This window comes from Pseudomonas sp. HMWF021, from assembly GCF_003061005.1.
GTDB lineage: Bacteria > Pseudomonadota > Gammaproteobacteria > Pseudomonadales > Pseudomonadaceae > Aquipseudomonas.
The window spans coordinates 107113-130735 of the sequence record NZ_QAIK01000180.1; the positions used below are offsets into that span (position 1 = coordinate 107113).

The following is a 23623-nucleotide window of genomic DNA, read 5'->3' on the forward strand; positions in this document are numbered from 1 at the left end:
GCAAGTATTGAGAGACGTCCCAGCGACGCATTTCCTCAATGTAATCATCCGACGACTCCCAGGTGACAATGCTCGCAAGTTGAGCATCAGCGCCAATTACCACACTGTCGGTAGGCTGCCACTGCGACATCAAGCCGGTATACATTTGAGCCAGGTTCTCCGAGGCTAACAGTTCGGACATACGATAGATGCGTCGACCGTTAACCTTAGACCGAATTGTGCCTGGCAAAACAGAACAAACGTTGTCCCAACCTTTAGAAGAAAGTGCACGAAGTGAGTACGCCATGACGCGACGTGCAGGTAATGGTAGCTTTTCAACGCGCGACCACAATCCGGCGGTAATCTGATAGCGCGGATAACCTGCGAACAGTTCGTCACCGCCATCCCCCGACAACGCTACCGACACATGCTTCTTGGTCATTCTGGAAACAAGAATGGTCGGAATTTGAGAGGAGTCGGCAAATGGCTCATCATAAATTTCCGGCAGATGCGGAATGATCGAAACAGCATCATCTGCACCGAGGTAAAACTCGGTGTGATTAGTTCCCAGGTGCTTGGCGATGGCTTTGGCGTAAGGAGCCTCATCAAACTCTGGCTCATTGAAGCCAATCGTGTAAGTATTGATACTTGAATTGCTTTGCGACTGCATCAGCGAAACGACCAGGCTGGAATCCACGCCGCCGGAAAGGAAGGCGCCCAGCGGTACATCCGCGATCATTTGCGATTTTACGGCGGCAGAAAGTCGTTCGCCGACGATATCCACGACTTCTGCATCAGAAGCCCGCGACATCTCATCCTTCAGAGCACTGGATTGGGCAATTGACCAATAGGCAGCAGGTACTTGAACGGAAGAAACAGAGTCAATAGTCAGGTAATGCGCTGGCGTTAACTTTTTGATCCCTTCATAGATCGATTCCGGGGCCGGAACATATCCATATCTGACGAACTTCGCCAAAGCATTACGATCGATACGCAAGTAGTCGCCGAAAGCAGCCTTGATTGCCTTTAGTTCGGAAGAGAAAACAAAGCGTTCGCCGATAAAACCGTAATAGAGCGGTTTTTCTCCCATTCTATCCCGAGCAAGGGTAAGGGTTTTCTCGACCTTATCCCATACAGCAAATGCAAACATGCCCACCAGGTTGTCGAGGGTTTTTTGTATGCCAAGCTGCTCGATCGATGCCAGTAGGACTTCCGTGTCCGAGTGACCACGCCAAACACGATTGGAACCCGCCGAAACAAGTTGTTCACGCAACTCATTAAAATTATAGATTTCACCATTAAATACAATGATAAATCGTTCGCTATCGGACACCATGGGCTGACTGCCATGTTCCGACAGCTCCAAAATGGAAAGCCGCCGGTGGCCCAGCGAAATACCGCTTTCGGCATCTGACCAAACTGCTCCGGCGTCAGGCCCACGATGGATCAACGCATCTACCATTTTGCCTACGGCAACAGCGTTGAGCTGATCCAGCTTCCACCCGACGACTCCCGCAATTCCGCACATACCTATTCTCTCAATCCAGTGAAAATATTTAGACTCACTTCAAAACTCGAACGAGTTTCATAGCGAAGAACAATCCTAGCGACATCACATAAAAAACCAACGAATTCAGCAGGTATATTTCACCGTACCAGACCCAGTGCATCACAGAGGCGGCGCAGAGCATATACAAAAACAGCCGCAGGAAGTCGTTATCGCGACAGCGCGAGTCGATTAGCCGCAGGAAACAGACGCTGATGAATCCATTGAGGAATACTCCAAACAATCCAAAATTCTCGAACGCTACACCTGCTACATGAATACCGCCAAGCCCGGTAATGTAGTACCAGAGAGCAGGGTTATCCAGCATGATGGGCTTTTCCAGACCAAAAGCGGAATACAATGGAGATGGCGCCAGCGAAAGAAACATATCAAGATACGTTTGGCCGTAACGCAGATGCTCGCCATCCCAAAAATTCGTCAACTGCGTGACAAGCGGCAGAATAATCGCGTTCCACGAATTGAAAAGAAAATACTGAGTAATGTTGTCCGACGTTAACGCCACGTCCATTCGACTCATCGATACAACAACACCAGTGGCAAGAAGTAAAACCATGAACGTCGCGACGAACAACAACGTTTTTAGCTTGATGAACTGGTTGTATCGGAACATCATCCCTAGAATGTAAGCGACCACCAGCACCACGAAATCCCGATCGCCGGTCATTGCATTGGCAACGCAATAGGCAAGGACCAACATCGCGGAAGTTACAATCATTGTCCGCGACGGATAAGCAAAAGCCAGTGCGGTAATTCCGATAATCGAGAACACAACCACTGATTCGATGCCTGCGAACATCTCGAGCATCGCGTCGGCGTTAACGAATCTGAAAGCGATAAAAAAAACGGATAACGCAAAAAAAATCACACCGGCCAGCTTGAAATCCAGAGGAGAAAAAAAAGTGACCGGACGCGCGTGCAACTCTTGAGCTGGGACCAAATAGGATAAAATATAGGCAGTTAAACCACCTGCAACCCCCAGAAGCCATACCAGCGATAATCTGAAAACCAATAGATCATCGAGATAAAAGTTATAGTCGCCGATTGGCCAAAGCGTAATGGTATCGCCCCACAGGCAACTGATCAGGCCAAGAAATGGCACGGAATAGCAAACAGCATATAGTGCAACCAGGTACTTTTTTGATATCAGACATAGCACGCATTGCGTCAGCAGAATCAATAAGCACAATGAAACAAGTAATGTGACCATACGTTTCAACCATTAAAAACGAAGCTGAGCAGTAAACCAGATACAGCGCTGGCACCGAAACTATCTCTGGCCACGTGAATCACGGGGCCGTTACTCATGAATCACCTGCGTCACTGCGCCAGCTTGCGCCCACCCAGGGCGACAAGCACAGCGACCTGGCAAGTTAGCGCTGCCAGGAACGACCTGAAAAGATCAGTTGCCAACATATCGCCCTTCATCCCAGAAATCACTGTTAGCGAAAGATAAACAATTGAGTAAATACAACTACCCAAAAATACGACCCTTGTCGCATTCTTACTATGGAGGATTTGGACAATAATAGTCGTTGTCAGACCGATCCCCCCTGCGGCAACCGCATAAGACAGCAAATCACTTTTGCTGCAAATGCCATTACCGAGGAAACACAACCAATAATTCTGTGTCAAAACCATGAACAAAGGCAGAAAAATAGAGATTGCCACACCCGACACAAGATACAACTTACTAGCCGTACTACCGTAACCAGCAAGTCTGACAATCGCATAAGAAGTAAGCGAACTTGGAAGCACCGTCACTAAAATATAGAAGAGGAAAAAAAGGTTGAAATAACCAACCTCAGAAACATTCAGGCTTGAGTTAGCAAAAATCATCAAGCAGATAATATGAATCGGCGCCCCCAGCAGCATGCTTCCAGCAATAGTAGGCGCTCCCGAGCCGACAAGAAGCGCTGTCATTTTGCGAAAATTGAAAAACTCATGCTCCCCTTCCCCAGCTGTAAACTTGCTACGCTTGATCATCCAGAAGCCAAACACCGGAGCGATCAACGTGCAAAATGCGAGTGTTAGAACGACACCCTCTATTCGGCCGGCTAACCATGCTGCCGCTACGACCAACAGCAAACCGAACAGGCCATGGGCAGCAAGCGCTGCAACCCATTTGCCTGTGGTTTCAAGGGAAAACATCAATCCGGTTATGGTCAAGTTGCAAACACAGGCAAAACCGAAGAGGAAAGCGCCGACTAATAAATAGCCCGGATTGATTTCATATGACGAAGCCGGTGCCGGGAAAACCATGAATACGATGACACAGAGGGCGCCGACAACAATGCCGCCCCATGTCATTAAACTCAAAGAAGTCCTGTAGTTAACGTTCTCGGCGTTCAAGACGGCGTAGCGGCTCAAGGCCACGCTCAGACATTCACCTGCAACCGTAGCAATACCGGTAATGATCGCGTAGTGGTAGGAGAACACCCCGTACAGCTCGACTCCTAAAATCCGAGCCAGACTGAATAGCATTACAAACATGCAGAGTTTGTTCGCCAGAACAGTAATCGCACTGATTTCTTTAATCACAAGAATTAACTTCTTGCAAAAAACGAAACATACCAACTTGCGGCCTTCAGCATCCCTTCGCCAACATTGAAAAGAGGCGCATATCCCAGCAGCTCTTTCGCTTTGTCGATGTTAGCTTGAGAATGCCGTACATCCCCCGCACGAAAGTCTCGGTATACCATTTCAGACGTCGAGCGAACTTCAACGCGGGACAGCGCATCCTTGATACAAGCAAAGACCTGATTCAAGGTTGTCCTGTCACCAACGGCTACGTTATAGACATTGTTTTTTGCTTCTACAGACGCACAGGCAGCCAGAATATTGGCCTGAACCGCATTTTCCACAAAGCAGAAATCGCGGCTTGTCTCACCATCACCATTAACGAAAACCTCTTCGTTATTGATCATGGCCGCAGTCCATTTGGGAATAACGGCAGCATAGGCACCATTGGGATCCTGACGCTTACCGAAAACATTAAAATAACGAAGCCCGATAGTCTTGAACCCGTAAGTGCTGGAAAAGACTTCTGCATACAGCTCATTTACATATTTGGTAACGGCATAAGGAGAAAGTGGCTTGCCGATCACGCCCTCTACCTTTGGTAGCGCAGGATGGTCACCGTAGGTGGAGCTTGAGGCCGCATAAGTGAAGCTCTTGACCTGCGCATCCTTCGCTGCGACCAGCATATTCAGGAAGCCATCGATATTCGTGGCGTTCGTGGTGATAGGATCATTGATAGAGCGAGGAACCGAACCCAGGGCCGCCTGGTGCAATACGTAATCCACTGGAACGTCCGAAACGCCACGAAACGTCATCGCCTTCCTGCAATCATCAATATTTCTGATGTCGCCATTTACCATTACGAACCGCGCCCACTGCTCGGCGCTGACTACCGATTGAACTTCATCGAGATTACGTTGATGCCCGGTAGCAAAGTTATCCAGACCCACAACTTTCTGGTCCAGTTGCAACAGCGTTTCCAGAAGATTGGAGCCAATAAAACCAGCAACGCCCGTGATCAACCAGACTTTCGGTTCGCTCTTAATCTCGGCTTTGACTTTTTCAAATTGGGTCATGTAACTCTCGATTTGGTATTTTAATCAGCAGGAACGATTCAGGGTCTCAGAAGACCCTGAAGCTCAGAGACGCAGATCTGACTGGGAGGCATCCAGCAGATACTTGAGGTCATAGAGAACGTGTTCAGCCTTACCCAAACTCCGAATCTGCTCTGCACCCATTGTCGCGAACTCGTTATGTGCCACCGCGAGAATAATACCATCGTAGGCATTGGCACTTGGCTGGCTGATCGGCGAAATCGCATACTCGTGCATGGCTTCGGCCGCATCGACCCAAGGGTCATATACATCCACAACAATATTGAACTCAGCGAGCTCGTTTACAATATCGATAATCTTGGTGTTACGCAGATCCGGGCAGTTTTCTTTGAACGTCAAGCCCATGATCAAGACGCGAGCGCCATCAACATGAATCTTTCGCTTGAGCATCGCCTTGACCAGTTGCGAAACGACGTAAGCACCCATGCTGTCATTCAAACGGCGACCGGCAAGGATAATTTCTGGATGATAGCCAATAGATTGTGCTTTATGCGTCAGGTAGTAAGGGTCTACTCCAATGCAATGTCCGCCTACCAGACCAGGCCTGAATGGCAGGAAATTCCATTTCGTACCGGCAGCTTCTAAAACAGCTTGGGTATCAATGCCCATCTTATTGAAAATAAGGGCCAACTCATTGATCAAAGCGATGTTCAGGTCGCGCTGGGTGTTTTCAATAACTTTGGCTGCTTCGGCGACTCTGATGCTAGTGGCCTTATGAGTACCAGCGACAATGATTTCATTGTAAAGCTCATCAACCAGGTCAGCCACTTCCGGGGTAGAACCTGAAGTAACCTTCTTGATGGTGGTAACGCGGTGCTCTTTATCGCCCGGATTGATCCGTTCAGGACTATATCCTGCAAAGAAATCAACATTAAACTTCAGACCGGAGACTTTCTCCAGTACCGGAACACAGTCTTCCTCGGTAGCACCAGGATAAACCGTTGATTCATAAATAACGATATCGCCTTTTTTCAGAACACTACCAATGGATTCGCTCGCCTTGATCAAAGGAGTCAAGTCTGGACGCTTATGCTCATCAATTGGTGTTGGCACAGTAACGATAAAAACATTGCACGCAGCCAACTCGCCAAGCTTCGAACTAAAACTTAATTTCGACGCCGACTTCAGCTCGTCATCGGACACTTCCAGAGTAGCGTCATGACCAGCTTTCAACGCATCAATTCGTCGTTGACTTATATCAAAACCAACCACTTGCACTTTTTTGCCAAACTCAACCGCCAGTGGCAAGCCCACATAACCGAGCCCCACTATGGCCAACTTTACATCTTCGAGTTTAAGCATTATTTTCCCTTGCCATTCATCAATATTAAGTCGATCTGCGAAATCACTTCTGATTTTCTGCTTCGCAAACGAGCATCATAGCCGCGTAAACTGAAAATTATACCGAAAGCGCCGCAGGGAGCCAAAGTCATTTTCAGCAAACCCAAGCCGAGCGTGGCTGCCACCTGCTCAAGCCTAACGAACACTGCCGACGGCATGCGCCCCTCCACCTCGCCCATCCCTCTGTTTTCCGACAGCCGGACTCACCTGGTCGTGGCTGTCCACACGCGTATTCAGCTGACATATTTTACAAACGCAAACCGGGCCGTAGCACTAACGCCCAATTCTCAATCAAAAAAAATGCCGCGCACCTTCAGGTGACACGGCATTGGAGATTACAAAAGCAATACAAGTTTCAGCTATTTGATTTAGAAGCAAAGAAACTACGAAACATTACGAACGCCACGCCCAAAATAAAGCCGGAAATGACGCCCAATATCAATATCAGCGCTTTATTGGGCTTGATCGGGTTATCAGGCAGCTCTACATCGCCATCCTGTCGGTAGACGGAAACCGAAGCAGCATCGGTTTTCAGACCCGTGAAGAAATTGTATTTGTCCTGAAGATCACGCAAGCGATCCGTGAAGGGATCATCCGACTTACGAGCTTGAAGGTTTTCAATTTCCGCTTTGAGCGCTTTCGAACCGCGCATATACGTCAGCTGCCCGGACTCACCACCCGCGATGGTAGACTGATTCACAGTAATTGCAGGCGGCTTCTCGAGACCAATCGACTCGGCGATACGCAACGCCTCACCCAACTTGACAATAGAATCCTCTCTTGCCTTGCGACTATTCTCTCTCGCAGAGCTGATCTGTTGCTCCAGATTTCTTGCACGAACTTCCGATTCGATCGAAAGGTTCTTGATCATCTCATTCTTCGCGAGATCCCCTGCTTGCGCGATGTAGGCTGCAACCCACTCCTTGGCCTGCTCAGGATTATCAGATTGAACGACGACTGAATATCTGTCGGACGTCTCCTTGAGCGGAGGAACTACACGAAGAACCTGGGAAAATTTTGAATAAAGAACATCCTGAGAGTGTTTACGCTCATCAGCAGATAAGCTCGGCAAATAAACCCGGTTAAAAAAGTCTCGGCGCAAAGATTCGGCCTGCAAGCGCCGAGTATAAATATCGTAGACGTCCTTGACGCTATATGGCGACAAGTCCAAGTCCCTGCTGCGGCCATAATTGAAGTTAGCAATATCGTTTTGGGTTGGCGGAACGACAAACGCCTTGGCCTCATAGACCGGAGTGGCAAGAAATGCATAAGCCGCCGCTGCAACTCCCACCAAGACTGTAAAAATGATTACAATAAATTTTTGTCGCAGAACAGCTCGAATAAATCGTTCAAATTCAAAATCACGCAGGCCACTTTCTTTATTAGAGTCAACGTACATATATTAGCCTTTCACCTTTAGATTCACATTACTTCCTTGAATGCAAGCCATTTGAGAGCAATCGCATGTTTCAGTCAGCGGACTGAAACCGTACTGCGCATCCTACCCCGAAACCGCGCAGAATACCCTAACATCAAGCGAGACTGAACATTCGAAACAAAAAGTAGAAAATCAATGAGCCGACTGTAGCCTTTTTCTCCTGCTGAACCTCAAAGCAATCGCCGACACCATTAATCCACCCACAATCATACCCAGCAAAAATGACACTACTCCTAATATAGACACCTGCAACAGAGGAGTAGAAAAACCCAAGAACGATACAGCTACGAGCTGCTGGTTCTCCAAAACAAAAAGCAAGCAAGCGACGGCTATCAGCAATATGAGCCCTATGACCAGGACTTGCTTGAAACGACTTTTACCTGGAATGATCGCCACTGCCCTCCTCCTCTTCCTCGTTGACTCGATCCCGTAGCTCCTTGCCCGGCTTGAAATGCGGAACAAATTTGCCATCGAGACTGACAGACTGGCCAGTTTTCGGATTACGCCCTACGCGTGGCGCACGATAGTGCAGGGAGAAGCTGCCAAACCCACGAATCTCAATTCGATCTCCGGTGGCCAGACATTGGGACATTTGTTCAAGCATAGTCTTGATGGCCAGCTCCACATCCTTGGATGAGAGTAGCCCTTGATGGGTGACAATTCGTTCGATCAACTCCGACTTCGTCATATTTTTCCCTTCTTTTTCAAGCAGCTAGATCAGCGCTTGAAAGGTTTTAGCACGCCGCGAAGATTTTGAACAGCCCAGCACTTGACATATCTTCCTTCGGGTCGAAACGTCCGTTTTCCGGGCAGCAACGATTGCATTGGCACCCCCAATACTTAACGACAGATCACCAACATGGTGCGCGTCACGTACCCCGCAGGATTGAATCCAAAGGGAAATCCATCTTCTTCCTTGGCATCATCAGATCGGGTGATTACCTTGAACCCCGCCCCTTTGCACTCTTTCGCCGCACGCTTCTGACACTTTTCCCAGCCAGATCCCAAGCCGGAACAATCGACCTCTATGCCACTGACCCCACGAACAACGTGAGTCTTGGCACTAGTGGCACACCCTGCCAACACCAGCACGCCGAGCAATACAATAAATCTGTTCATTCACTTCCTTATGCCGGGCACACCGCCCGACTACTGCGATCTTCAAACTAAGCCTAGACGCGAATAGACGATTGATCCGATTAAAGAAACAGACAACCTGTAACAGACAATGGTTTCAACGGTGGTGATTCGCCGCCAAATCGCAGGCACAAAAAAGGGCGACCGAAGTCGCCCTTTTTCAGGATCAAGCAGAACTTAGTTCTGTTTGGCCATTGCTTGACGCAGCAGTGCAGCCATAGTGGTGTCTGCTTCGCCTTCAGCTGCCGGAGCCGATTTCAGGCTCTGGATAGCTTCTTTCTCTTCAGCGTCGTCTTTCGACTTGATCGAGAGCTGAATTACGCGGCTCTTGCGGTCGACGCTGATGATCTTGGCTTCAACTTCCTGGCCTTCTTTCAGAACGTTGCGCGCGTCTTCAACGCGGTCACGGCTGATTTCGGAGGCTTTCAGGGTCGCTTCGATGTCGTCAGCCAGAACGATGATGGCGCCTTTGGCGTCAACTTCTTTCACGGTGCCAGTCACGATAGCGCCCTTGTCGTTAACCGAGACGTACTCGGAGAACGGATCGCTTTCCAGTTGCTTGATACCCAGGGAGATACGCTCGCGCTCTGGGTCAACCGACAGGATAACGGTGTCCAGCTCGTCGCCCTTCTTGAAACGACGCACGGCTTCTTCGCCCACTTCGTTCCAGGAAATGTCGGACAGGTGAACCAGACCGTCGATGCCGCCGTCCAGACCAATGAAGATACCGAAATCGGTGATCGACTTGATGGTGCCGGAGATCTTGTCGCCCTTGTTGAACTGGCCAGAGAAGTCTTCCCATGGGTTCGACTTGCACTGCTTGATGCCCAGGGAGATACGACGACGCTCTTCGTCGATGTCCAGAACCATGACTTCCACTTCGTCGCCGACTTGTACGACTTTCGAAGGGTGGATGTTCTTGTTGGTCCAGTCCATTTCCGAAACGTGTACCAGACCTTCAACGCCTTCTTCCAGCTCAGCGAAGCAGCCGTAGTCGGTCAGGTTGGTTACACGAGCGGTAACACGAGTGCTCTCTGGGTAACGGGCCTTGATAGCAACCCATGGATCTTCGCCCAGTTGCTTCAGGCCCAGGGAAACACGGTTGCGTTCGCGATCGTATTTCAGAACCTTGACGTCGATTTCGTCACCAACGTTGACGATCTCGGACGGATGCTTGATGCGCTTCCAGGCCATGTCGGTGATGTGCAGCAGGCCGTCCACGCCACCCAGATCGACGAATGCGCCGTAGTCGGTGAGGTTTTTGACGATACCTTTGACTTGCTGGCCTTCCTGCAAGGATTCCAGCAGAGCTTCACGCTCGGCGGAGTTCTCGGCTTCCAGGACGCTGCGACGGGAAACGACAACGTTGTTGCGCTTCTGGTCCAGCTTGATGACCTTGAATTCCAGCTCTTTGCCTTCCAGGTGCGTGGTGTCGCGCACTGGACGGACGTCAACCAGGGAACCTGGCAGGAACGCACGGATGCCGTTAACGTCGACAGTGAAGCCGCCTTTAACCTTACCGTTGATAACGCCCTTGACCACTTCCTCGGCTGCGAAGGCTGCTTCCAGAACGATCCAGCATTCAGCGCGCTTGGCTTTTTCACGGGACAGCTTGGTTTCACCGAAACCGTCTTCAACCGAATCCAGAGCAACGTGAACTTCGTCACCGACATTGATAGTCAGGTCACCAGCGTCGTTGTAGAACTGTTCCAGCGGGATGAGTGCTTCAGACTTCAGGCCAGCGTGAACGGTTACCCAGCGAGCCTGGTAATCGATATCAACGATAACACCGGTGATGATGGAGCCTGCCTGAAGGTTCAGGGTCTTTAGGCTTTCTTCAAAGAGTTCCGCAAAGCTTTCGCTCATTTTAATTCCTGTAGATGAGGGCGAAGAATACGCCCATCTCCACACCCCAGACGGTGTGGGTTAGTTTCATTTAAAAGAAGCGCTGCAGGACTATGACTGGTCCCCTGCGGCCTTCTTGGTCACCCGGCGATATCGCGAATGGCGATCTCGCTCATGATGCGTTCAAGCACCTGATCGATGGACAACTCCGTGGAATCCAGCTGTATCGCATCAGCCGCCGGCTTGAGCGGGGCTACTGCGCGCTGGGTATCACGCTCGTCGCGTGCACGGATCTCATCTAGCAGACTCGACAGACTAACACCCTCGACTTTTCCCTTCAACTGCAAATATCGACGGCGCGCTCGCTCCTCGGCACTGGCGGTGAGGAAAATCTTCAGCGGCGCGTCCGGAAAAACCACCGTGCCCATGTCTCGACCGTCCGCTACCAGGCCCGGCGCTTCCTGGAACGCGCGCTGGCGCTGCAGCAGCGCCTCACGCACCGCCGGCAATGCCGCCACCTGAGAAGCGCCGGAACCAACGCTTTCAGTGCGAATGACATCGCTGACTTCATCACCTTCCAGAATGATGCGCTGCAACTGACCGTCGGTCGCCGCAATGAATTGCACATCCAGATGAGCGGCCAGTTTCTTCAGCAGCTCTTCATTGGTCAGGTCGACACCATGGTTGTGCGCAGCAAACGCCAGCAGGCGATACAGCGCACCGGAATCCAGCAGATTCCAGCCCAGACGCTTGGCCAGAATCCCGGCGACCGTGCCCTTGCCCGAACCGCTTGGCCCATCGATGGTGATGACCGGTGCAATGTTTTTCACGACTGAGCCTCTTGAGCCACACGAATGCCGACCTGCGCGCACAACGCGAGGAAGTTCGGGAACGACGTCGCGACGTTGGCGCAATCATGGATCCGGATCGGTGCAGTGGCGCGCAGCGAAGCGACGCTGAACGCCATGGCGATACGGTGATCACCGTGACCATGCACTTCACCACCACCAATCTGGCCGCCATCAATGATGATGCCGTCCGGGGTCGGCTGGCACTTGACGCCCAGCGCCAGCAGGCCGTCCGCCATGACTTGAATGCGATCCGATTCCTTGACGCGCAGCTCTTCGGCGCCGGTCAGCACGGTACGACCTTCGGCACACGCCGCCGCCACGAACAGCACCGGGAATTCGTCGATGGCCAGGGGCACCAGCGCTTCCGGAATCTCGATACCCTTGAGTTTAGCTGCACGCACGCGCAAGTCAGCCACTGGCTCACCGCCGACTTCACGCTGGTTTTCCAGGGTGATATCAGCGCCCATCAGGCGCAGGATGTCGATGACGCCGGTACGGGTCGGGTTGATGCCCACGTGTTCCAGCACCAGCTCCGAACCCTCGGCGATCGACGCCGCCACCAGGAAGAACGCCGACGACGAGATGTCGCCCGGTACTTCAATGTGGGTCGCGGTCAGCTTGCCGCCGGATTCGACCGACGCGGTAGCGCCATCAACGCTTACCGGATAGCCGAAACCACGCAGCATGCGCTCGGTGTGGTCACGGGTCGGCGCTGGCTCTGTCACGGTGGTCTTGCCTTCGGCGTACAGACCCGCCAGCAACAGGCAGGACTTCACCTGAGCACTGGCCATCGGCATGGTGTAGGTCAGGCCTTTCAGTTTATGCCCGCCACGAATGGTCATCGGCGGACGACCTTCGGCAGCCGTTTCGATCACGGCGCCCATTTCCCGCAGCGGATTGGCCACGCGATTCATCGGACGCTTGGACAGCGACGCATCGCCGGTCAGGGTGCTGTCGAAGTTCTGCGCCGCCAGCAGGCCGGACAGCAGACGCATCGAAGTGCCGGAGTTGCCTAGATAGATCGGGCCCGGCGCCGGCTTCAGGCCATGCAGGCCGACACCGTGAATAGTCACACGACCGTGGTGCGGGCCTTCGATGACCACGCCCATGTCGCGAAATGCCTGCAAGGTCGCCAGGGCATCTTCACCTTCAAGGAAACCTTCAACCTCGGTCACGCCTTCGGCCAGCGAGCCGAGCATGATCGAACGGTGGGAAATCGATTTGTCACCTGGTACGCGAATCCGACCGGACAGGCGGCCACCAGGTTGAGCCAGGAAAATCAGATCGTTGGAATTCATAGCGTCCACATAGGCCCTGCGGGCCAGGATTTTACTGAAATGCTCGCGGGCAACCCGGGCGCGCGTGAAGACGCCCAACAATTGGTGCCCATCCCCTGCATCGACCGCGTCGCGCAAGGCGTCGAGGTCGCTGCGAAATGTATCGAGTGTGCGCAGGACAGCCTCGCGATTGGCGAGGAAGATATCGTGCCACATCACCGGGTCGCTTCCGGCGATTCTTGTGAAATCACGGAAACCGCCCGCAGCGTAACGGAAGATCTCAAGGTTTTCATTGCGCTTTGCAAGCGAATCGACCAGACCGAAGGCCAGCAAGTGCGGCAAATGACTGGTCGCCGCCAACACTTCATCGTGGCGCTCGACCTGCATGTGCTCGACGTCGGCGCCCAGCTCGCGCCACAAGCGATCAACCACTGCCAGCGCAGCCGGATCAGTTTGCTCCAGCGGCGTGAGGATCACCTTGTGCCGACGGAACAGCTCAGAGTTGGAAGCTTCCACCCCGCTCTGCTCGGACCCGGCAATCGGATGACCCGGCACGAAACGCGCCGGCATGCCGCCGAACGCCTCGGTCGCTGCGCGCACCACATTGCCTTTGGCGCTGCCGACATCGGTCAGGATCGCCGAACCCAGATCAACGCTCGCCAGACGGGCCAACACTTTTTCCATGGCCAGAATCGGCACCGCCAGTTGAATCACGTCAGCGCCCTGACAGGCAGCAATCAGGTCATCCTCGCAACGATCCACCACCCCCAACTCGACCGCCAGCTTGCGCGATTGCGGGTCGAGATCAACGCCGACCACTTCGCGGCAAATACCGCTTTCACGCAAGCCTTTGGCAAACGAACCACCGATCAATCCCAGACCGACCACCACAAGGCGACCGATCATAGGTGCAGCAGATTGCAGAGCAGTGACATCACCCACGAGCCAGAACCTTGCGCAACGCTTCGAGGAAGCGGCTGTTTTCCGCCGGCAGACCGATGGTCACCCGCAGGTGGTTCGGCATGCCGTAGTTGGCCACCGGACGCACGATCACACCTTCGCGCAGCAAGCCCTGAAAGATCGGTGCTGCGACCTGACCGAGGTCGACACAGATGAAGTTGCCCTTGGACTCGATCCAGCTCAGACCCAGCTCACGGAAACCCGCCTGCAACTGCTGCATGCCGGATTCGTTGAGCTGACGACTTTGCGCCAGATACTCGTCGTCCTTCAGCGCCGCACAGGCCGCAGCCAAGGCCAGGCTGTTGACGTTGAAAGGCTGGCGTACGCGGTTCAGCACGTCCGCTACTACCGCAGTGGACAAGCCATAACCGACGCGCAGCGCTGCCAGGCCATAGGCCTTGGAGAACGTGCGCGATACCAGCAGGTTCGGGTACGCCGCGAGGAAATCCAGACCGTCCGGCAGATCACTGCCTTCGGCGTACTCGATGTACGCTTCGTCCAGCACCACCAGCACGTGCTCTGGCACATCCTGCAGGAACTCGTCCAGCGCTTCGGCGCCAAACCAGGTGCCGGTGGGGTTGTTCGGATTGGCGATGAACACCACGCGGGTATTGGCGTCGATGGCCGCAAGCATTGCAGGCAGGTCATGCCCCCAGTCCTTGGCCGGAACCACTTTGGCCTGCGCGCCGACCGCCTGGGTCGCGATCGGGTAGACGGCGAACGCATGCTCACTGAACACGGCGTTGAGGCCCGGCGCCAGATAGGCACGCGCCACCAGCTCGAGAATGTCGTTGGAGCCGTTGCCCAGCGTGACCTGGCTCAGCTCGACGCGGCACTGTTCGGCCAGCAGCGATTTCAGCGCAAAGCCGTTGCCGTCCGGATAACGGGTCAGCTCGGCCAGCTCTTCGCGGATCGCCGCCAGCGCTTTCGGACTGGCGCCCAGCGGATTTTCGTTGCTCGCCAGTTTGACGATTTTCGCTGGATCCAGATCCAGCTCACGCGCCAGTTCGTCCACAGGCTTGCCCGGCACGTACGGCGAAAGTTGTTGCACGCCCGGCTGTGCCAGAGCGAGGAAGTTGCCACTCATTTGCTACCGCCCCTTAGAGAACTGCTTTCGGGTAGGAACCCAGCACTTTGAGTGCTACTGCTTCCTGACTGATCTTTTCCAGCACACCTTTGATCAGCGGATCACGGTGATGCCCAACGAAGTCGATGAAGAACACGTAGGTCCATTTGCCGCTGCGCGACGGACGGGTTTCGATCCGGGTCAGGTCGATCCCGTTGTCATGGAACGGCACCAGCAGCTCGTGGAGCGCGCCGGGTTTGTTGCTCATCGAGACGATGATCGACGTCTTGTCGTCGCCGGTCGGCGGCACTTCCTGGTTACCGATCATCAGGAAGCGCGTCGAGTTGTCCGGACGGTCTTCGATCTTCTCGGCCAGGCGCGTCAAACCATACAGTCCTGCTGCCATGTCGCCGGCAATCGCCGCCGAATTCCACTCCCCCTTGACCCGCTTGGCCGCTTCGGCGTTGCTCGCCACCGCCACGCGCTCGACATTCGGATAGTGCGCGTCCAGCCACTTGCGGCACTGGGCCAGCGACTGCGCGTGGGAGTAGATGCGGCTGATGCTGTCGGTCTTGGTGTTTTCACCGACCAGCAAGTGATGGTGAATGCGCAGTTCGACTTCGCCGCAGATCACCATGTCGTGCTCGAGGAAGCTGTCGAGGGTGTGGTTGACCGCGCCTTCGGTGGAGTTCTCCACCGGCACCACGCCAAAATTCACCGCACCGGCCGCCACTTCACGGAACACTTCGTCGATCGCCGCCATCGGCTTGCTGATCACCGCGTGGCCGAAGTGCTTCATGGCCGCCGCTTGGGTGAAGGTGCCTTCAGGGCCGAGGTAAGCCACTTTCAGCGGCTGCTCGAGCGCCAGGCACGAGGACATGATTTCGCGGAACAACCGCGCCATCTCTTCGTTGCCCAGCGGCCCCTGATTGCGCTCCATTACGCGCTTGAGCACCTGAGCCTCACGCTCGGGACGATAGAACACCGGCACTTCGCCTTCGGCCAGCGAGGCCATCTTTACTCGCGCAACTTCCTGGGCGCAACGTGCCCGCTCGCTGATCAGCTCGAGGACCTTGGTATCCAGAGCGTCGATGCGAACGCGCAGTGCCTTGAGTTCTTGCTCGGACATCAGCCGTGTTCCTTCTCGAATTCAGCCATGTACGCCACCAGCGCGTTGACGGCGTTGATGTCGACGGCGTTGTAGATGGAGGCGCGCATGCCGCCCACGGAGCGGTGGCCCTTGAGGTTGAGCAGACCACGCTCGTCGGCCCCGGCCAGGAATGGCTTGTCCAGACGGTCATCAGCCAGACGGAACGGCACGTTCATCCACGAGCGATCCGACTTGTTGATCGGGTTGCTGTAGAGGCCGCTGGCATCGATGAAGTCGTACAGCGTGCGCTGTTTGACGTCATTGAGTCTGGCGATCGCTTCAACGCCGCCCTGCTCTTTCAGCCACTGGAACACCAGACCGGACAAGTACCAGGCCAGGGTTGGCGGCGTGTTGTACATCGAACCATTGTCGGCCGCGACCTTGTAGTTGAGCATGGTCGGGCACAGCGACCGCGCCTTGCCCAGCAGGTCTTCGCGGATGATGTTGACGACGATGCCGCTCGGGCCGATGTTTTTCTGCGCGCCGGCGTAGATCATGCCGAAACGCGAGATGTCCACCGGACGCGAAAGGATGTCGGAGGACATGTCGGCCACCAGCGGCACGTCACCGGTTTCCGGGATCCACTGGAATTCCAGACCACCGATGGTTTCGTTCGGCGCGTAGTGAACGTAAGCGGCGTCTTTGGACAGGCTCCACTCGTTCTGGCCCGGGATGGCGAAGTAGTCGTAAGGCTTGGCGGTGGCGGCAACGTTGACGTGGCCATAGCGCGAGGCTTCTTCGATGGCCTTCTGCGACCAGATACCGGTGTCGATGTAGTCGGCAGAGCCGTTTTCCGGCAACAGGTTCAGCGGGATCTGCGCAAACTGCTGGCTGGCGCCACCCTGCAGAAACAGCACTTTATAGTTCGACGGAATATTCAGCAGGTCACGCAGATCCTGCTCGGCCTGGGTGGCAATGGACACGAACTCATCACTGCGATGGCTCATTTCCATGACTGACAGACCCTTGCCATGCCAATCAAGGAGTTCACCCTGGGCACGTTGCAGGACAGCTTCAGGAAGCGCCGCAGGACCGGCACAGAAGTTATAGGCTCGCTTGCTCACATCCAATCTCGCTCTGACTTGGTGATACACAAAAAATCTGTAAATCGGTGATTCTGCACATCGACATCTGTACACCGACCCCGTGTAGGAGCTGCCGAAGGCTGCGATCTTTTGATCCTGCCATGTCCAATCAAGATCAAAAGATCGCAGCCTTCGGCAGCTCCTTCAGGGGAATTTCATTCCGGACAAATAACAAGGGGGCGAATTTTCATCCGCCCCCTCGCTTGTCCGCTTATTCCTGCGGCTCTTCGTCAGCTGCGGCGTCGAGTTGCTGGTCCTCGGCAACGTCGTCGTTCACGACATCCCCCTCGAACCCGGCACCCTCTTCACCTTCAAGCTCTTCGCCTTCTACTTCCGACGGCTCCTGAACCCGCTCCAGACCGACCAGGGTTTCATCCTTGGCCAGTTTGATCAGAGTCACGCCCTGGGTGTTACGACCCAGGCTCGACACTTCGTCGACCCGCGTGCGCACCAGAGTGCCCTGATCGGAAATCAGCATGATTTCTTCGCCGTCGAGCACCTGGACCGCGCCGACCAGACGGCCGTTACGCTCGTTGCTGACCATGGCGATCACGCCCTGGCCGCCACGCTTGTACTCGGGGAACTCGGTGATCGCGGTGCGCTTGCCATAACCACGCTCGGAAGCGGTGAGGATCTGGCTGCCTTCTTCCGGGATCAGCATCGAAATCAGCTTCTGCCCTTCCGGCAGACGCATGCCGCGTACACCGCGAGCAGTACGGCCCATGGCACGTACATCGGACTCCTTGAAGCGCGTCACTTTGCCGCCATCGGAGAACAGCATCACTTCGCGCTCGCCATCGGTGATGGCTGCGGAGATCAGCACGTCGCCTTCGTCGAGCTCCAGCGCGATCAGACCGACGCTGCGCTGACGGCTGAAGGATTCCAGCGGGGTCTTCTTCACGGTGCCGTTGGCGGTCGCCATGAAGATGTAGTGACCTTCGGTGTATTCCTCGACCGGCAGCATGGTGGTGATGTATTCACCGTCATCCAGCGGCAGCAGGTTGACCAGCGGACGACCACGGGCGGCGCGGGACGCTTCCGGAATTTCATAAGTCTTGAGCCAGTACACCTTGCCCTTGCTGGAGAACAGCAGCAGCGTGGTGTGGCTGTTGGCAACCAGCAGGTGAGCGATGTAGTCCTCATCCTTGACGCCGGTCGCCGACTTGCCTTTACCGCCACGACGCTGAGCCTGGTACGCAGCCAGTGGCTGGGTCTTGGCGTAGCCACCGTGGGAAATGGTCACGACGCGCTCTTCTTCCGGGATCATGTCGCCCAGGGTCAGGTCGAGGCGCGCATCGAGAATCTCGGTGCGGCGCACGTCGCCGTATTCGGCGCGAATCACTTCCAGCTCTTCGCGGATCACTTCCATCAGGCGCACGGCGCTGTTGAGGATGCGGATCAGCTCGCCGATCTGGTTGAGGATCTCTTGATACTCGGCCAGCAGCTTCTCGTGCTCCAGACCGGTCAGACGGTGCAGGCGCAGTTCGAGAATGGCTTGCGCCTGCTCTGGCGACAGGAAGTACTTGCCTTCGCGCAGACCGTATTGCGGATCGAGGTTTTCCGGACGGCACGAATCGGCGCCAGCACGTTCCACCATCGCCACCACCGCCGAGGATTCCCAAGGGGTGCTGACCAGCGCTTCTTTCGCTTCCGACGGGGTCGGCGAAGCCTTGATCAGGGCGATCACCGGGTCGATGTTCGACAGGGCAACGGCCTGACCTTCGAGAATGTGACCACGCTCGCGAGCCTTGCGCAGTTCGAACACGGTACGGCGGGTAACCACTTCGCGACGGTGACGAACGAAGGCTTCCAGCAGATCCTTGAGGTTGAGGATGCGCGGACGGCCGTCGATCAGCGCGACGATGTTGATACCGAATACCGATTGCAGCTGGGTCTGGGCGTAGAGGTTGTTGAGGATCACCTCAGGCACTTCGCCGCGACGCAGTTCGATCACGACGCGCATACCGTCCTTGTCGGACTCGTCGCGCAGTTCGGTGATGCCTTCGAGCTTCTTCTCTTTTACCAGCTCGGCGATCTTCTCGATCAGACGCGCCTTGTTCAACTGGTACGGGAGTTCGGTGATGACGATCTGCTGACGGCCACCGACCTTGTCGATGTCTTCGATGATCGAGCGCGCACGCATGTAAATACGGCCGCGACCGGTGCGGTAGGCTTCGATGATGCCGGCGCGACCGTTGATGATCGCGGCAGTCGGGAAGTCCGGACCGGGGATGTATTGCATCAGCTCATCGACGGTCAGCTCGGGGTTGTCGATGAGGGCCAGGCAACCGTCGATGACTTCACCGAGGTTGTGCGGCGGAATGTTGGTCGCCATGCCGACGGCGATACCGCTGGAGCCGTTGACGAGCAGGTTCGGCACGCGAGTCGGCATGACCGCCGGGATCAGCTCGGTGCCGTCGTAGTTCGGCACCCAGTCCACGGTTTCCTTGTGCAGGTCGGCCAGCAGCTCGTGCGCCAGATTGGTCATGCGCACTTCGGTGTATCGCATGGCCGCGGCGTTGTCGCCGTCGACCGAACCGAAGTTGCCCTGACCGTCAACCAGCAGGTAGCGCAGGGAGAAAGGCTGGGCCATGCGGACGATGGTGTCGTACACCGCGGTATCACCGTGCGGGTGATACTTACCGATCACGTCACCGACAACACGGGCAGATTTCTTGTACGGCTTGTTGAAGTCGTTGCCCAGCTCGCTCATCGCGAACAGTACGCGACGGTGCACGGGCTTGAGGCCATCGCGCGCATCCGGCAGTGCACGGCCGACGATTACGCTCATCGCGTAGTCGAGGTAGGACTGTTTCAGCTCGTCTTCGATATTGACCGGGAGGATTTCTTTGGCCAGTTCGCCCATGAGAAGCCTGATTCCTTTTTCTGGTGAAACTTCGTCATATCCATATGGGATGTACGAAGCTCGTCGGGGCAGGCTGAGTGCCGTGCGCCGACTTACGACAAATCAACAAGTCGGACCGTGATTTGCGCAGTAAAGACAGCTCCGTGAAGCTGCCTCGGAAAACGCCGGATGTTATCACAAGAGCCGCCACGCACCTATCCCCCAGATGCGCATGGAGCATAGTTAGTTGACCGATGACAGGCGTAAAGGGGACGAGAGAGGCTCAGAGCTTCTTTGAATGCAGATTTGAGGTCAGGTTTTGCGATGTTTATTGACTTTTAGGGCCCCATCGCTGGCAAGCCAGCTCCCACAGGGTCAGTGGCGAACACAAAACCTGTGGGAGCTGGCTTGCCAGCGAAGGCGTCCTTACAGACGCCACAACCAATCAATGCAGGCGCTTGCGGCACATCAACTGGGCCATTTTCGCCGTATCCGGTCGCTCGACGATGCCCTTCTCGGTGACGATCGCGTCAATCAGATCCGCTGGTGTCACATCGAACACCGGGTTGAACGCCTCAACGTCGGCGCCTACACGCTTGCCACCGACCTCCAGCAGCTCGGCGCCATCACGCTCTTCAATCGGAATATCGTCGCCACTGGCCAGAGTCATGTCGATGGTCGAACTCGGCGCCACCACCATGAAACGCACGCCGTGGTGCATGGCGTTGACCGCCAACTGGTAGGTGCCGATCTTGTTCGCTACATCGCCATTGGCGGTGATGCGGTCAGCGCCGACGATCACCCAGGTCACCCCTTTGGTTTTCATGATGTGCGCGGCGGCGGAGTCGGCGTTGAGCGTCACCGGGATACCTTCGTTCGCCAGCTCCCAGGCGGTCAGGCGCGAACCCTGTAGCCATGGCCGGGTTTCATCGGCATACACCCGCTCGACCATGCCTTCCAGGTACGCCGCACGAATCACCCCCAGTGCCGTACCGAAACCGCCGGTGGCCAAAGCGCCAGTGTTGCAGTGAGTGAGAATCGCCTGGGCATTGCCCTGATGCTTGCGGATCAGATCGACCCCGAGCTGGGCCATGGTCAGGTTGGCTTCGCGATCGCTTTCATGAATGGCGATGGCTTCAGCTTCCAGCGCCGCCAGCGGATCGGCGTTTTCTTTCAGCCGATCCAGACGGTCGTGCATGCGATTGAGCGCCCAGAACAGATTGACTGCAGTCGGACGCGAATCGGCCAGCAAGGCGAAATCCTCTTCCAGCGCCGCGTACCAGTCGCCGCCCTCGGCCAACCGAGCACGGGCCGCCAGCACAATGCCATAGGCCGCGCTGATGCCGATTGCCGGTGCGCCACGCACCACCATCGAACGAATCGCCTCAGCCACGCCGGCGGCGCTGGTGTAGGCAATCCAGGTTTCCTCGAACGGCAAAATACGCTGATCCAGCAGGTGGAGCGCGCCATCTCGCCAATCGATGGCCTTTACTTTCTCCGCAGCCAACAGTCGATCGCGCATCCCTCACCCCGCACTCATGAACAAAAGCCGCCGATTATAGCGATCCCCCCGCGAAGACGCTCGGGTATACTTCGCCATCCTTTACAAAAGCACTGGAACCGACCCTCGATGCCGAAACCTGCCATTGCGCTCGACTTATTATTGCTGCCGACCTGGCTGGTACCCGTCGAACCCGCAGGCGTTGTGCTCAAGGAGCATGGCCTGGGCATCCGCGACGGTCGCATCGTGTTTATCGGCCCGCGCGCCGAAGCACTGAAGTGTAACGCCACCGAAGTGCGTGAATTGCCGGACGTGCTGCTCAGCCCGGGCCTGATCAACGCCCACGGCCATGCGGCGATGACCCTGTTCCGTGGCCTGGCCGATGATCTGCCGCTGATGACCTGGCTGGAAAACCATATCTGGCCGGCTGAGGCCAAATGGGTCGATGAAGATTTCGTCCGTGATGGCACCGATCTGGCGATTGCCGAGCAGATCAAGGGCGGCATCACCTGCTTCTCGGACATGTATTTCTTCCCGAAAGTCGCCAGCGAGCGCGTGCACAACAGCGGCATTCGCGCACAGATCGCAATTCCGATCCTCGATTTCCCGATCCCCGGCGCCAGCAGTGCCGACGAGGCCATTCGTCAGGGCGTCGAGCTGTTCGGCGATCTGAAGCATCACGAACGGATCAAGATCACCTTCGGCCCCCATGCACCCTACACCGTGGGCGACGAGAACCTGGAAAAAATCCGCGTGATCGCCGAAGAGCTGGACGCCTCGATCCACATGCACGTCCACGAAACCGCTTTCGAAGTCCAACAGGCGCTGGAGCATCGCGGCGAGCGACCGTTGGCCCGCCTCGGTCGCCTCGGCCTGCTCGGCCCGCGCTTCCAGGCGGTGCACATGACCCAGATCAGCGATGACGATCTGGCATTGCTGGTAGAAAGCAACACCAGCGTGATCCACTGCCCGGAATCGAACCTGAAGCTGGCCAGCGGTTTCTGCCCGGTGGAGCGTCTGTGGCAGGCTGGCGTGAACGTCGCCGTCGGCACCGATGGCGCAGCGAGCAACAACGACCTCGACCTGCTCGGCGAAACCCGCACCGCCGCCCTGCTGGCCAAAGCCGTCGCCGGCTCGGCCACCGCGCTGGACGCCCATCGTGCGCTGCGCATGGCGACGCTCAACGGCGCCCGGGCCTTGGGCATCGAGACGCAGGTCGGTTCACTGGAGATTGGCAAGGCTGCGGATATCGTCGCCTTCGACCTGTCCGGCCTGGCCCAGCAGCCGGTCTATGACCCGGTTTCGCAGCTTATATATGCCACCGGCCGCGACTGCGTGAAACACCTTTGGGTCGCCGGCAAACAGTTACTCGACGACCGGCGCCTGACGCGCCTGGACGAACAACAACTGGGCGCCACCGCCCGGGCCTGGGGCCAGCGCATCAGCGGCCACACCGAATCGTAAACACCGCAGAGCAAACTCTGCGGCTACAGCCTTTTTTCAAGTTTTTCGAGGAATTGATCATGAGCAACGTCGACCACGCCGAAATCGCCAAATTCGAAGCCCTGGCCCATCGTTGGTGGGACCGCGAAAGCGAGTTCAAACCGCTGCACGACATCAACCCGCTGCGGGTCAACTGGATTGACGAGCGGGTCAATCTGGCCGGCAAGAAAGTCCTCGACGTCGGCTGCGGTGGCGGCATCCTCAGCGAAGCCATGGCTCAGCGCGGTGCAACCGTGACGGGCATCGACATGGGCGAGGCGCCACTGGCGGTCGCGCAGTTGCATCAGCTGGAATCCGGCGTCAACGTCGAATACCGGCAGATCACCGCCGAGGCCCTGGCCGAGGAAATGCCCGAGCAGTTCGACGTGGTCACTTGCCTGGAAATGCTTGAGCACGTACCGGATCCGTCGTCAGTGATCCGCGCCTGCTACCGCATGGTCAAGCCG

Annotated in this window: 19 protein-coding genes; 2 read left to right on the top strand and 17 right to left on the bottom strand. The window is 55.8% G+C overall.

Going from position 1 to position 23623, the window contains the following annotated elements; genetic code table 11:
• The 17 genes from asnB to mtnA form a co-directional block, all read right to left on the bottom strand.
• On the bottom strand, window positions 1-1507 hold a 1507-nt coding region (asnB, locus tag DBR18_RS26225), incomplete at its 3' end, for an asparagine synthase (glutamine-hydrolyzing) (RefSeq protein WP_256588986.1).
• Between the two features lie 34 nt (window positions 1508-1541).
• Window positions 1542-2753, bottom strand: coding sequence for a hypothetical protein (locus DBR18_RS26230; protein ID WP_108592490.1), 1212 nt, complete (start codon window positions 2751-2753; stop codon window positions 1542-1544).
• Between the two features lie 110 nt (window positions 2754-2863).
• Complete coding sequence (locus tag DBR18_RS26235; protein ID WP_108592491.1) at window positions 2864-4084, bottom strand: oligosaccharide flippase family protein; 1221 nt, start codon at window positions 4082-4084, stop codon at window positions 2864-2866.
• 5 nt (window positions 4085-4089) lie between these two features.
• The gene (locus tag DBR18_RS26240) at window positions 4090-5139 is read right to left on the bottom strand and encodes an NAD-dependent epimerase/dehydratase family protein (protein WP_108592492.1); all 1050 of its coding nucleotides are present in this window, start codon (window positions 5137-5139) and stop codon (window positions 4090-4092) included.
• A gap of 63 nt (window positions 5140-5202) precedes the next feature.
• The gene (gene tviB, locus DBR18_RS26245) at window positions 5203-6480 is read right to left on the bottom strand and encodes a Vi polysaccharide biosynthesis UDP-N-acetylglucosamine C-6 dehydrogenase TviB (RefSeq protein WP_108592493.1); all 1278 of its coding nucleotides are present in this window, start codon (window positions 6478-6480) and stop codon (window positions 5203-5205) included.
• On the bottom strand, window positions 6480-6677 hold the full coding sequence (locus tag DBR18_RS26250) for a hypothetical protein (protein ID WP_146188799.1): 198 nt from the start codon (window positions 6675-6677) through the stop codon (window positions 6480-6482). The genes tviB and DBR18_RS26250 overlap by 1 nt, the downstream gene beginning before the upstream one ends.
• Window positions 6678-6874: 197 nt before the next feature.
• Window positions 6875-7918 (bottom strand): LPS O-antigen chain length determinant protein WzzB, encoded by a 1044-nt coding sequence (locus DBR18_RS26255; protein ID WP_108592495.1) that lies wholly within the window; start codon window positions 7916-7918, stop codon window positions 6875-6877.
• Between the two features lie 415 nt (window positions 7919-8333).
• Window positions 8334-8645, bottom strand: a complete 312-nt coding sequence (gene ihfB, locus DBR18_RS26265) for an integration host factor subunit beta (RefSeq protein WP_108592497.1) — start codon at window positions 8643-8645, stop codon at window positions 8334-8336.
• A 152-nt stretch (window positions 8646-8797) separates the two neighbouring features.
• A complete protein-coding gene (locus DBR18_RS26270) occupies window positions 8798-9076 on the bottom strand; it encodes a hypothetical protein (protein ID WP_108592498.1) in 279 nt (92 codons plus the stop codon).
• Window positions 9077-9271: 195 nt separating this feature from the next.
• Complete coding sequence (gene rpsA / locus DBR18_RS26275; RefSeq protein ID WP_003226898.1) at window positions 9272-10960, bottom strand: 30S ribosomal protein S1; 1689 nt, start codon at window positions 10958-10960, stop codon at window positions 9272-9274.
• Between the two features lie 119 nt (window positions 10961-11079).
• Window positions 11080-11769: a (d)CMP kinase gene (cmk, locus tag DBR18_RS26280; RefSeq protein ID WP_015093983.1), complete on the bottom strand. Its 690-nt coding sequence runs from the start codon at window positions 11767-11769 to the stop codon at window positions 11080-11082.
• Window positions 11766-13973, bottom strand: a complete 2208-nt coding sequence (locus DBR18_RS26285) for a bifunctional prephenate dehydrogenase/3-phosphoshikimate 1-carboxyvinyltransferase (RefSeq protein WP_256588988.1) — start codon at window positions 13971-13973, stop codon at window positions 11766-11768. Before DBR18_RS26285 ends, cmk begins: the two co-directional genes overlap by 4 nt.
• Window positions 13974-14001: 28 nt before the next feature.
• On the bottom strand, window positions 14002-15114 hold the full coding sequence (hisC, locus tag DBR18_RS26290) for a histidinol-phosphate transaminase (RefSeq protein WP_108592500.1): 1113 nt from the start codon (window positions 15112-15114) through the stop codon (window positions 14002-14004).
• Window positions 15115-15127: 13 nt separating this feature from the next.
• A complete protein-coding gene (gene pheA, locus DBR18_RS26295) occupies window positions 15128-16222 on the bottom strand; it encodes a prephenate dehydratase (RefSeq protein WP_093099529.1) in 1095 nt (364 codons plus the stop codon).
• Window positions 16222-17307, bottom strand: coding sequence for a 3-phosphoserine/phosphohydroxythreonine transaminase (gene serC / locus DBR18_RS26300; protein WP_108592501.1), 1086 nt, complete (start codon window positions 17305-17307; stop codon window positions 16222-16224). Before serC ends, pheA begins: the two co-directional genes overlap by 1 nt.
• A gap of 232 nt (window positions 17308-17539) precedes the next feature.
• Window positions 17540-20194, bottom strand: coding sequence for a DNA gyrase subunit A (gene gyrA / locus DBR18_RS26305; RefSeq protein ID WP_108592502.1), 2655 nt, complete (start codon window positions 20192-20194; stop codon window positions 17540-17542).
• Between the two features lie 424 nt (window positions 20195-20618).
• Window positions 20619-21695, bottom strand: coding sequence for an S-methyl-5-thioribose-1-phosphate isomerase (gene mtnA / locus DBR18_RS26310; protein WP_108592503.1), 1077 nt, complete (start codon window positions 21693-21695; stop codon window positions 20619-20621).
• A gap of 108 nt (window positions 21696-21803) precedes the next feature.
• Here mtnA and DBR18_RS26315 point away from each other — a divergent pair, with 108 nt between their 5' ends.
• Entirely contained in the window at window positions 21804-23138 is a 1335-nt protein-coding gene (locus tag DBR18_RS26315) for a TRZ/ATZ family hydrolase (RefSeq protein WP_108592504.1), read from the top strand.
• A 59-nt stretch (window positions 23139-23197) separates the two neighbouring features.
• The coding region (gene ubiG, locus DBR18_RS30040; protein ID WP_256588989.1) for a bifunctional 2-polyprenyl-6-hydroxyphenol methylase/3-demethylubiquinol 3-O-methyltransferase UbiG at window positions 23198-23623 on the top strand (426 nt) is incomplete at its 3' end.